This is a genomic window from Staphylococcus sp. SA22, from assembly GCF_054165785.1.
Genome location: NZ_JBSZQY010000008.1, coordinates 1 through 12,378 on the forward strand (window position 1 = coordinate 1; position 12,378 = coordinate 12,378).

A 12,378-nucleotide genomic window follows, 5' to 3' on the forward strand; every position below is an offset into this window, starting at 1 on the left:
CATTAGCTGTGGCTAATGTGTAAGAACCACTACATAATAAATCATTAGTGGCTCTTTATCATTTCTGTCCCACTCCCTTGAGCCTACAATTTTGATTTATGTATCACACTCATAATACTTTTCAATTTGAAATACCCTGTTCGCAATTATTAGTTGAGTTATATCAACCAATACAGTGTAAACTTAAAAATTCCAAACCGTTTAACAATATATCAGAAAAAATGATAATTATTTCAATTATTTTTATTAAATTTCATAATGATTCATATAATATTCGCATTAAAACATCACAATACTGATACTCAACAAAAAGAGCAGTACACTTGTCATGCACCACTCTCAACAAATATATTTTTTCAATGAAGCAATTACGCAATCTTACAAATACTATAAGTATAGCTGAATCACATATTACATTTATTTTATAATCGAATTTAGAAATTCATCACTTATCTCATAAATTGTTGGTCTACTTTTAATTTTAACTAAGTAGTTACCAAATTTTTTAATTGTATTATTAATTTTTACTCTTCCTACTCCCAATATGTTTTCTAAATCAATTAATGTTAATCTATTTCTTTTATTTCCAAACAATTTATCCATTGAAAGGAGATACAAAAATTCATAATCTATCTGTTTATAATGACTAGTTAAATAAAGCGTTAATTTTTCAGTCGCATCCATTTTTGGTATTAACTCATCAAGTATTCTTTCTTGTCCTGCTATCAATAACTCAAGCATTGTGTCAATAAATTCCGTCAGATCACCACAATTCAAATGATTTGAAGCAGTCATAAACGCCTTGTAATATTTCGATTTATTTCTATTTATGACATATGAAAATGTCAAAGCAGTATAATTATCATAATAATCACTTAAGAGCTTGGCAATTATAAATCTTCCAACTCTACCATTGCCATCATAAAAAGGATGTATATATTCAAACAGATAATGACTAGCCATGATTTTGAACGGCTGAGGCGCATCAAAATATTTTAAAAATGTTAGCATTTCACCTATATATTCAACAATTTTGGTTTCAGGTTGTAACCCAACATGTATATATTTATTCGTTGACCCATCATGCATACCAACAAAATTTTTACGAAATAGCTCTCCATCTAACTTATCTTGTTCGTTAATTTCATTTGAAACTAATTTATCATAAATCGCTCTAATGTCTCTTACATTATCAACTTTAATTTTTTTATTAAGTTCTATCTCTTTATATTGATCCACGAGGCCTCTGAACTTAAGAAATTCTGATGCTTGGTTATTTAACGCATGTGCAATCTCTTGTTTAGTACTAAATACATTTTCAATTTCATTAGTACTTTGTAATTCATCGATTAATAAATCATTAAAATATTGTTCTCTAGCTGCATATGGTAAAGAATTAAGTGCTCTATCAATTTTTCTACTATTAATTGATATTAATTCTTGTTTTTTTGATAGATTTTTAGTCACCATAAAGAATAGAGGATATTCCAAATCATTAACTTTTTTTCCATTTTCCATAGGTATGATATTAATATTAGTATTGAAAGAAGCTAAAGAATTAAATCTTTTAATATACTCTTCCTTCATTTTACTTTCATTGTGTTCATGAAAAATACTTTTTAAAGTTCTGTAACCCATTTGCACCCTCCTCTACTTATTTAAAATGTATTTTTAGCTCAATAAATCCATTTTCATTAGATTAGCTAAATATTATCACTTTTTTTCTTTAAAAACTATATAAATATCTATTTTCTCAATCAATAGAAAAAGATTTTTCATCATAACAAAAAAGAGCAGTACATTTGTCATGCACCACTCTCAACAAATATATCTAATTATGCTTTATAAATGAATCACCGGAAATCAAAATACATCTTGCCTAATACTAACAACATTTACAGTGATGCTATTAGTCGAAATGTCTTTTAAAATAACTGAAGTACTTCTTTGAATGAGAATATACCTGTCAATATTGTAACAAGTACTGCAACGATACCAAAGATGAACATCCAATTTGGGTGTTTATAATCACCAACAATTGATTTCTTTTTACTTGCAATCAAAATTGCACCTAACGTAATAGGTAAAATCCATCCATTTATCGCGCCTGCTATAATTAAAAGGCTGATTGGTTTTCCAATAAATAAGAAAATCATTGTTGAAATAACGATAAACACAATCACAATTAAATTACTTCTTTCGTTAAGTGATTTATGAAGTGTTTTTAAAAATGTTGCGCTTGTGTATGCTGAGCCAATTACTGATGACATAGCTGCAGCAAATAACACAACACCAAAAATATTCTTTCCAATTGGTCCAATTGCGTGTTCAAAAACTGACGCTGGTGGATTTTCAGAACTTAGTGTCACACCTGTTACAACAACTCCTAATACCGCTAGGAATAGTAACGTTCTCATAATACCTGTAGTTAAAATACCAGCAATTGCTGATTGATTTACAAATGGTAAATATTGCTTACCTTTAATGCCAGAGTCTAATATACGATGTGCACCTGCAAAGGTAATATAACCACCTACAGTTCCACCAACTAACGTAATGACTGGCAAGACTAATTTCATTGGATGTTCTGGCGCAAATGTATGCACAAAAGCATCACCATAAGGTGGATTAGAAACAAACATCACATATGCCACAACTAAAATCATCACAATACCAAGAATCATTGAAACAACGTCCATGATTTTTTGGCCACTTTTACTTACAAAGATTAATATTGCAAAGATTGCAGTAATAGCTGCGCCCCATTTTACATCTAATCCAAAAATTGCATTTAAACCTAAACCGGCACCAGCAATATTACCAATATTAAAAGCTAGACCACCAAATGCAATCAATATTGAGATAACAGTACCAAGCCCAGGAACAACTTTATTTGATATTTCTTGACCTCTTAAACCAGTTACAACTAATATGCGCCATATATTAATTTGTGCACCAATGTCAATGATGATAGACAGTAATATAGCAAATGCGAAACTTGCAAAAAATTGTGATGTAAATACTGCTGTTTGCGTTAAAAATGCTGGCCCAATTGCAGAAGTTGCCATCAAAAATACAGAACCTAATAATAACCTTTTATGATTTTTTGTGAATTCAAAGTCACTTTCTTTTTTAAGCTTTAAATTTCTCCCCATTTTTTAGCCCCCTATAAGGATTGAATATCAATGCCTTCTTTCATTAAAATTTCTCTAATTTTCGAAACAAATAATAATGCATGTTCTCCATCACCATGCACACAAATTGTATCTGCTTGTAACGTTACTTCCTTATTGTTTTTTGAAATAACTTTATTTTCCTTCACCATCTTCAAAACCTGCTTAAGTGCTTCGTCAGTATCAGTAATCACAGCATCACTTTCTTTTCTACTAACGAGCTGCCCATCATCTTCGTATCGTCTATCAGCAAACACTTCAGAAGCTGTAATTAATCCGACATTCTTTGCTTCTGAAATTAGATATGAATTTGCTAATCCTACCAACACTAGTGATGGATCAAAGTCATGAACAGCTTGTGCTATAACGCTTGCTATTTCTCTGTCTTTTGCACCCATCTGATACAATGCACCATGCGGTTTAACATGATTAATTTTAACTTGATGAATGCGACAAAACCCTTGTAATGCACCTAATTGATAAATCATCAAATTATAAATCTCCTCGTTAGAGATATCTATATTTCGTCTGCCAAAGCCTTTCAAATCAGGTAAACCAGGATGTGCACCTACTGCAACATTATGTGCTTTGGCAAGTTTTACCGTTTCATTCATTACATTTTCATCACCAGCGTGAAAACCACAAGCAACATTCGCACTTGTAATTAACGGAATAATTTGATGATCACCACCAAAGGAATAATTTCCAAATGCTTCTCCTAAATCACAATTCAAATCAACTCGCATTATAATTCCACCCCTTTAACAATTTGATGTTTTTCTAAAAATTTAATATCAACATCTTTTGCATCTCCATCACGATATAGTGGATAATTTAAAACTGCATATAAAAAATCGGCAGTTGTAGAAAATCCATCTATCACCATTTCATCTAAGGTGGCTTTCAATTTATCAATTGCTGAAGCTCTATCATGAGATTTTACAATTACTTTAGCTACTAAAGAATCATAATATGGTGAAACTTGATAACCGTGATATAGTAAAGAATCGACTCGCACATTAAAACCTTGTGGTAAATGTAACGCTGTCACTTTACCTGGTGTTGGTTGAAATTTCTTTTCAGGATTTTCGGCATTTATTCTCGCTTCTATCACATGACCATTAAATTGAATATCGCTTTGTGAAAAAGGTAAATGATTATGTTCCAATAAATACATTTGTGCTGCAACCAAATCACGTTCTGCTCGCATCTCTGTAACAGTATGTTCAACTTGAATTCGAGCATTCATTTCAATAAAGTAATGTGCGGTATCAGTTACTAAGAATTCAATCGTACCTGCACTTCTATAATTTGCTGCACGTGCAACTTTAACAGCATCGTTACATATTTGTTGTCGTCTTTCTTCAGTTAATGCTGCACAAGGAGATTCTTCGATTAATTTTTGATTTTTACGTTGTACAGAACAATCACGTTCCCCTAAATGTACATAATTATCCTGCCCATCCCCCATAACTTGAACTTCAACATGTTTTGCAACAGGTATAAAAGCCTCAACATAAACACGATCATCATCAAAGTATTTTTTTCCTTCACTTTTAGCTTCTTTAAATGCCTTTTCTAAATCTTCAGCTTTCTTTACAATACGTATACCTTTACCACCACCGCCACTGGCAGCTTTGATAACAACTGGATAACCAATGTCTTTGGCAAGCTTCTCAATTTCAGACACATGATTCACAGCACCATTTGATCCTGGAATCACAGGAACACCTGCATGATGAACTGTTTGTCTTGCTGTTATTTTATCCCCCATCATTTCCATCGTTTTTTTAGTAGGCCCTATAAACGCTATGCCTTGTTCCTCAACGGTTTGAGCAAATTTTGTCGATTCTGATAAAAAGCCATATCCTGGGTGAATTGCATTAGCACCAGTGATTTGTGCAGCAGATATGATGCGGTCAATATTTAAATAACTATCCAAAGCATTAGCTTCCCCAATACATATAGCTTGATCTGCTAAATGTACATGCAAGCTTTGCTCGTCCCCTTTTGCATAAACTGCTACAGTTTCAATCCCATATTCTCTGCAAGCTCTTATAATCCTTACAGCAATTTCACCTCTGTTCGCAATTAAACAACGAAGCATTTACTTACCCCCTTTACTTAATACGTACCAAAACTTGGTCGTATTCAACATTTGTGCCGTGATCAGCTACTATTTCAGTAATTTCTCCAGCAACATCTGTTGTTACCTCGTTTAATACTTTCATCGCTTCAACATATCCTATAATATCTCCCTTGTTAACTTTGTCACCGACTTTCACAATTGGTTCAGTTAATTCTTTACTGTCTTGTAAAAAGAATGTACCTACCATTGGTGATTTAATGTCATGATAATCATTTGTCGAAACATTGGAGTTATCATTCGCTTTTGAAGCTGTCAAATCATTATTGTTCATACTTTGATTTGATTGATTACTGTGTGCAGCCAAATGATTCGAGTCAGTGAAGTCAATTTCTATTTCAACTTCAAAATTTTTATATTTAAATTTCTTAACATCATTTTCCTTCACTAATTTGATTATTTGTTCGATTTTTTCAATATTCATTTTACAAATCCCCTTTTAAAATTGTTGCTAATTTTTTCGAAGTATGTCGCAAGCTAGATGTATCAAAAATTGGAGTCTTTTGATGACTCTTAAGAATTTCATTAAACAGAGACATTTGTTCCCGATTCTTATCTACAGCTTCTTGGAATGATATCCATTTAAATTGAATTGTATCTTGTGGTTTCATCTGTGCTAACTTTGGCAGATCAAATTTGCATACAGTTGCAATTTTGGTATAACCACCTATCGTTTGTTTATCATTAAGCAGAATAATAGGTTGACCATCATTTGGCACTTGAACACTGCCAAGAGCAACCGGTTCAGAAATGATATCTGCTTGATTAATTGGTGCAACGCTGTCACCTTCCAAACGATACCCCATACGGTCTGATTGTTCAGTGATTAAATATGGATGATTTACAATTTTCGCTCTAGCCTCTTCAGAAAATGCCTCGAATTGAGGTCCTTGAAGAATGTGTATAATATTATTTTCTGGCAATAAATCGTCCTGTAAATGAATAGTCTTTCCAATGTTTTCTTTAAAGTCATTATTTATTTTCACTGTTATTACATCATTAGCTAATAACTTTCTACCTTTGAATCCTCCTATACTGCTTCGGGTATGTGTTGCATAACTTTCAGCAATAGGAGGTACGTTGATAGATTGACCAAAAGTAAGATAACCGCGTGCACCTTTGGTTATAGCACCTATTTTTAAAATGTCACCTTTCTCAGCTAATATGACAGAATTCATTGATATAGTTTTATTATTTAGCGAAGCATTAACACTACCACCGGTTATAACAAATGTATTTTGCGTATTAAATTGAATGGTAGGACCAATCAAAGTATATTCAATCGCTGGACCATCATTGTTAATTAATGACTGCGCAACCTTAAAACTAAATTGATCCATGGCACCTGCGCCTGCAAATCCAATATGTTCATAACCTTTTCTTCCTAGATCTTGTACCGTTGAAAAGAGACCTGGTTTTAAAATCTTAATTGACATTTTCGATCACCACCCAGTCATCAACATTAAAGTTGCCATCTGATATATCTCTTTCGATTTGTATAAATTCCTGTTCATCTATTGCATAAAATTGTATCCATTCTCCTGCTTCATACATTGACATTGGTTCACGCTCGCTGCTAAATACTTTTAACGGTGTGCGTCCAATAATTTGCCATCCGCCAGGAGAATCTGATGGATATAGTCCTGTTTGATTATTCGCAATACCTACAGAACCTGCATGAATTTTTAACCTTGGCTGATTACGTCTAGGTGTATGTAGTTGTTCATCAAGTCCGCCTAAGTATGGAAATCCAGGCATAAATCCTAGCATATATATTAAATAAGGTTTATTTGTATGTTTTTCAATAACTTGCTCAACAGTTATTCGATTATGCTTTGCTACTTCTTCAATATCAGGTCCATATGTACCACCATATTGAACAGGTATTTTAATAATACGATTGGTTTGATTCACAGCATGAAGATTTTTTTCATTAAATTTGTTAAGTTCTAAATTTTCAATTAATTTAGAAGGTGTTATAGCTTGTTCATCAAAATATATTAGAACTGCTCGATACGAAGGGACAATATCTTGAATTTCTAATATTTCTTTTTCTCGTATCCACCGTACCATTGCTGTGACATTTCGATATGTCTCTTCAGATATTTTATTTTCAAAATAAATCATAATTGTCTGCTCGTTAATAAATCTTACATCCACTCTAAATCCCCCTTTGTATTGCAATAAAACAGTATTGAATACCTTTTCATTGTATCATTGAGAAGCACAAGTTGTTTAATAAGTAATTCAAATCGCATACAATAACAAATGATAATCAATTTGTTTTCTCGGAAATATTTTGCTTTTTTAAAATGGAGTAGTTAATATTGAAACACTTACACTAATTTAGGTTCTGCTATCAATCGGTCTGATGGAAAATTTTCACTTTTCATCTGTCCGATTTTTTGATTTTGAATATAAAAAAGCACGACCGAAGTATCATTAACACACTTCAATCGCGCAATTAAACAATCTATTTGATCATTTATTGGATATTAACAATTTTTACGTTCATTTCGCCACCATTAGGTAGTGGAACACGAACTTCATCATCTAAACCTTTACCAATTAACGCTTTAGCCATTGGTGATTCATTTGAAATCTTACCATTAAATGCATCTGATTCAGCTGAACCAACGATTTGATAACTTTCCTCTTCATCACCTGGTAATTCTACAAACGTTACTGTTTTACCAATTTTAACAACGTTGTTATCTCCAGTATCTTCAATGATTAATGCATTTCTTAACATATGCTCAATTCTTTGAATATCTTGTTCGATGAATCCTTGTTCATCTTTTGCCGCATCATACTCAGAGTTCTCTGATAAGTCACCAAATGAACGTGCAACTTTAATTTTCTCTACAACTTCAGGACGCTTAACTGTTTTTAATTCTTCAAGTTCACGCTCTAATTTTTCAAAACCTTCTTGAGTCATTGGATATTGCTTTTGATTTTCCATATTGTCATCTTCCTTTACTGAATTATACTATTGCTTGCTAACTAAAGACTGAATTTTTGTTGTCATAATATCTATTGCAACTTTATTGCTCCCACCTTCAGGAATAATTATATCAGCATATTTCTTAGTCGGTTCAATAAATTGGTCATGCATAGGTCTAACAACACTTAAATATTGATTGATAACAGAGTCCATTGAACGCCCACGCTCTTTAGTATCTCGTGTTAAACGGCGTAATATTCTCAAGTCTGCATCTGTATCAACATATATTTTAACATCCATCATATCACGTAATACCTTATTTTCTAAAGCGAAAATACCTTCTACGATAATAACATCTTTAGGTTTAAAATCAATGGTAATGTCACTTCTTGTATGACTAGCATAATCATATGTCGGTACTTCTACTGCTTTACCATTTTTCAAGTCTTTAAGATTTTCAATTAATAAATCATTATCGAATGCAAATGGATGGTCATAATTGGTTTCTAGACGCTCGTCGAAAGTCAAGTGCTTTTGATCTTTATAATAGTAATCTTGAGCAAGTAAAGCGACACTATGACCTTCTAAGTTTTTCATAATTTCGTTAGTTACAGTTGTTTTTCCTGAGCCAGATCCACCAGCTATGCCAATGATTGTAGTAGCTTTCATTAGCCAATTTCCTTTCTCATCATGTTGTTTGGATATATCGGGCGATCCACTTTAATTTGAACGATTTGTAATGGATGGCGCGCCGCGTCTAAGCTGTTACCTTCTTCATCATAAATTGCTTCTACTACTTGTGTAAATGTTTCAATTTCTGGACCAAAGAATTCTATTTCTTGACCTGGTTTAAAGTTATTTCGTTGTTGAATAGTCGCAATTTTTGTATCTTCATTATAATCTAATACCAAACCACAAAAATCAAATGGTGATTTTTTAGATTGTTGTTGACCAAACATCTGTTCTTCATAACCAGGTGTACCCTCAAAGAATGCTGGTGCAGTGTCTCTATTTGCACATTTATCTAACTCAATTAACCATTCCGGATTAATCTTAAAGTTGTCAGGATCTGCCGCATACGCATCAATGACTTTACGATATACTGAGACAACTGTTGCAATATAATGAATTGACTTCATACGTCCTTCAATTTTTAATGAGTCCACACCAATATCCATCATTTGAGGAATAGATTCGATTAATTTTAAATCTTTAGGACTCATCGCAAACGGTGTAACTTCACCTTGATTATAAAATACATCAAGTTCACCATTATCATCAACTTCTAATAATTCATAATCCCAACGACAACTTTGACAGCAACCGCCTCTGTTGGAATCCCTTGCAGTCATATGATTACTTAATGTACATCTACCTGAATAGGCGATACACATAGCACCATGAATAAATGCTTCGATTTCAATATCTACTTTTTCCTTCATTTCACGCATTTCCATCGCGCCGGTCTCACGTGCTAATACAACACGATCCAATCCTTCTTCTTTCCAATATTCTACAGCTTTGTAATTAGAAAGTGATTGTTGAGTAGATAAATGAATTTCAAGTTTTGGCGCAACTTCTTTACATGTTTCGATAATTAAAGGATCTGCAACAATGATACCTGTCGCACCTGTCTTTTCCAAATTACGCAAATATGATTCTAGACCTTCAATATTCTCATCATGTGCAATAATATTTGTCGTAACATAAATTTTGGCACCGTAACGGTTCGCAAATTCAACACCTTCAGCTATTTCTTCCATCGTGAAATTATCAGCATTTGAACGTAATCCATATTCTTGACCACCTAAAAATACGGCATCAGCGCCATAATGTACTGCTATTTTTAACTTTTCTAAGTTTCCAGCAGGTGCTAATAATTCTGGTTTCTTCATAACTGTTTTAGGAGTTGATTTAATCTCTTCTATTGTCTTCATGATTAACCTCCTTAATATACTGTTTGTTTATATAAGAAACCTTCGTCAAATGGTCGATGATCAGGTTGAATTTCTTCAATTGGGTCCATCAACATAAATTTCTCATCTTCATAGATTTCAGGATCTTCATTGTACAAATCTATCGCTTGACGATACTGTTCCGTTACCACATTAATATATTCTTCTGTTTGTAGAATACCATCGATTTTAAATGAATCTATACCCGCCTCAAAAAATGGTGCTAATTCTTCAATTAAACAAATGTCGTTTGGTGACATAATGTGCGTACCATTGTAATCTTCGTAAACTGGGTAATTATTTTGTCTTTCTTCATCATAAAGTAATAAAGATTGTTCATCATTGCGACGTTCAATTTTCATTTGACGATCTTGGAACGTATAATAATTGCCTAGTAGCATACGCTTTGATTGGAACATACAAGTCATTCCTTGAACTTGCACCTCAATTTCCACATTTGAATTTTCTTTTATATTAATAATTTCATCCAAATTCAGCTCACGTGCTAAGACAGCTCTTGATGCGCCTCTTTTACCCCAGTAATTACATTGAAAATGATTAGTTACTAACGTCTCTGCATTCCAATGAAGTGGTATTGGATTCTCTTGCGCCTTCACATACATTACTACTGCTGGATCCCCGAAAATAATTCTGTCAACTCGTATTTCATGTAAAAAATTAATATAATCTTCTACAGCATCTAAATGATAATTATGAAATAATCCATTCACCGCCGCATATACTTTTTTATCGTTTTTGTGAGCTAATGCGACAGCCTCTGTCATTTGTTGTCTATTGAATTCCCCTGGAAGTCTTAAACCAAACTTTTGCTCGCCAATTACAAAAGCATCTGCACCTAAATCAATAAGTGTTTCCATATGGCTTAATGACTTGGGTGTGACAAGTAATTCTGTCATAGTCATTCTCCTTTAATTGAAATCGCTAATCCATCGTCTATATTTAAAAAATTCGTTGTATATCCTGGTTGCTTTATTAACCACTCATTATAATCTTGAACCTTTTTAACCATTTGTCTTACATTTCTCGATCTAACAATCCCAATATCCGATACAAAACCGTGATATAAAACATTATCTGTAATTACAAGACCTTGGTGCTTTAAAAGTGGTGTATATATTTCAAAAAATTTCTTTGATTGCGCTTTTGCTGCATCAATAAATATCATATCATAAACTTTGTCATTTACATTTTCAAATTGCTCTAAAGCATTACCTTCAATAATTCGAACCTGGTTTTCAAAATGATAAGTAGCTAAATTTTCTTTAGCATATTGAATCATCGTTTCATTACGCTCTATCGTTGTGACATGAATGTCATCAGATATAGAAGCGAATTGCATAGAACTATAGCCGATTGCTGTACCAATTTCTAAAATATTTTTAACATTATTCATACGAATTAATTGCTTAATTAAATCTAATGTTAAACGATCTACGATTGGCACTTCATTTACTTCGGCAAATTCACGCAAAACTTCGATTGAACTATTTTGATGTTGATGTAAATCTATTAAATATTTTTTATTTAGGTCATCCATGTTTTAAACTTCCTTTATGTAAAATAAGTCAATATGATTATGACAATAAAATAAATCAGCCTTCACAATTGATTATAATTTTGCCAACCAATTAAATGACTGATTTTGTGTTAGACGCAAAGCTATTTTATTTATAGAAGCGAATCATTCATATAAAATTTAACTTTAGATATTTTACCATATTTTCAATAAAATTATAAGCGTTAATTATTTATACATTGCTTGACTTAAAAAAATACTCTTGCCTACCCATCTTAAGGTTAGCAAGAGTAAAATCTTTTTAATTATTCTTCCATTTCAGTATTTACAACTTCTTCAATCATGTCCCATTCTTCATCAGTTTCGATTGGTACTAACTTACCACCGTCACCTGACTCATCTGGTTCATTGATCATTGGTACAAGCTCAATCATATCGTCTTCATCTGATTGAGCACCTTCTTCAGCTAAGATAACATACTCTTTTTTGAATTCAGGATGATAAAATTCTAAAACTTTTCGGTATAAAACTTCATTTCCTTCTTCATCGAATAAAGTTAATAATTCTTCTTCGTTATTAATTTCTAATTGTGAATCATGATTATGTTCAGTCATAGTAAAATC

Annotated in this window: 13 protein-coding genes; all 13 read right to left on the bottom strand. The window is 32.5% G+C overall.

The genetic code is table 11. The features are described from left to right. Nucleotides 1-417: 417 nt before the first annotated feature. Nucleotides 418-1,638 (bottom strand): Fic family protein, encoded by a 1,221-nt coding sequence (locus tag ACXQH5_RS08270; protein ID WP_000542305.1) that lies wholly within the window; start codon nucleotides 1,636-1,638, stop codon nucleotides 418-420. 287 nt (nucleotides 1,639-1,925) lie between these two features. Then, nucleotides 1,926-3,155: an NRAMP family divalent metal transporter gene (locus ACXQH5_RS08275; RefSeq protein ID WP_000533241.1), complete on the bottom strand. Its 1,230-nt coding sequence runs from the start codon at nucleotides 3,153-3,155 to the stop codon at nucleotides 1,926-1,928. Between the two features lie 11 nt (nucleotides 3,156-3,166). After that, nucleotides 3,167-3,919, bottom strand: coding sequence for a 5-oxoprolinase subunit PxpA (gene pxpA / locus ACXQH5_RS08280; RefSeq protein WP_001261799.1), 753 nt, complete (start codon nucleotides 3,917-3,919; stop codon nucleotides 3,167-3,169). Next, nucleotides 3,919-5,280 carry an acetyl-CoA carboxylase biotin carboxylase subunit gene (locus ACXQH5_RS08285; protein WP_000942737.1) on the bottom strand — a complete coding sequence of 454 codons (1,362 nt, stop codon included), beginning with the start codon at nucleotides 5,278-5,280 and terminating at the stop codon, nucleotides 3,919-3,921. The genes pxpA and ACXQH5_RS08285 overlap by 1 nt, the downstream gene beginning before the upstream one ends. A gap of 13 nt (nucleotides 5,281-5,293) precedes the next feature. Next, nucleotides 5,294-5,743: an acetyl-CoA carboxylase biotin carboxyl carrier protein gene (locus ACXQH5_RS08290; protein WP_001019350.1), complete on the bottom strand. Its 450-nt coding sequence runs from the start codon at nucleotides 5,741-5,743 to the stop codon at nucleotides 5,294-5,296. Nucleotide 5,744: 1 nt separating this feature from the next. Then, nucleotides 5,745-6,755, bottom strand: a complete 1,011-nt coding sequence (locus tag ACXQH5_RS08295; RefSeq protein ID WP_000023312.1) for a 5-oxoprolinase subunit C family protein — start codon at nucleotides 6,753-6,755, stop codon at nucleotides 5,745-5,747. After that, nucleotides 6,745-7,479 (bottom strand): 5-oxoprolinase subunit PxpB, encoded by a 735-nt coding sequence (pxpB, locus tag ACXQH5_RS08300; protein WP_000383164.1) that lies wholly within the window; start codon nucleotides 7,477-7,479, stop codon nucleotides 6,745-6,747. Before pxpB ends, ACXQH5_RS08295 begins: the two co-directional genes overlap by 11 nt. Before the next feature lie 325 nt (nucleotides 7,480-7,804). Continuing rightward, nucleotides 7,805-8,281 (bottom strand): transcription elongation factor GreA, encoded by a 477-nt coding sequence (gene greA / locus ACXQH5_RS08305; RefSeq protein WP_000431312.1) that lies wholly within the window; start codon nucleotides 8,279-8,281, stop codon nucleotides 7,805-7,807. Between the two features lie 27 nt (nucleotides 8,282-8,308). Then, nucleotides 8,309-8,932: a uridine kinase gene (gene udk, locus ACXQH5_RS08310; RefSeq protein ID WP_000648617.1), complete on the bottom strand. Its 624-nt coding sequence runs from the start codon at nucleotides 8,930-8,932 to the stop codon at nucleotides 8,309-8,311. Next, the gene (locus ACXQH5_RS08315) at nucleotides 8,932-10,200 is read right to left on the bottom strand and encodes a peptidase U32 family protein (protein WP_000848304.1); all 1,269 of its coding nucleotides are present in this window, start codon (nucleotides 10,198-10,200) and stop codon (nucleotides 8,932-8,934) included. The genes udk and ACXQH5_RS08315 overlap by 1 nt, the downstream gene beginning before the upstream one ends. Before the next feature lie 11 nt (nucleotides 10,201-10,211). Further along, nucleotides 10,212-11,135, bottom strand: coding sequence for a peptidase U32 family protein (locus ACXQH5_RS08320; protein WP_000137775.1), 924 nt, complete (start codon nucleotides 11,133-11,135; stop codon nucleotides 10,212-10,214). A 2-nt stretch (nucleotides 11,136-11,137) separates the two neighbouring features. Next, nucleotides 11,138-11,776, bottom strand: a complete 639-nt coding sequence (locus tag ACXQH5_RS08325) for an O-methyltransferase (protein ID WP_000342260.1) — start codon at nucleotides 11,774-11,776, stop codon at nucleotides 11,138-11,140. A 284-nt stretch (nucleotides 11,777-12,060) separates the two neighbouring features. After that, nucleotides 12,061-12,369, bottom strand: coding sequence for a DUF1292 domain-containing protein (locus ACXQH5_RS08330; RefSeq protein WP_000134779.1), 309 nt, complete (start codon nucleotides 12,367-12,369; stop codon nucleotides 12,061-12,063). Nucleotides 12,370-12,378: the final 9 nt, after the last annotated feature.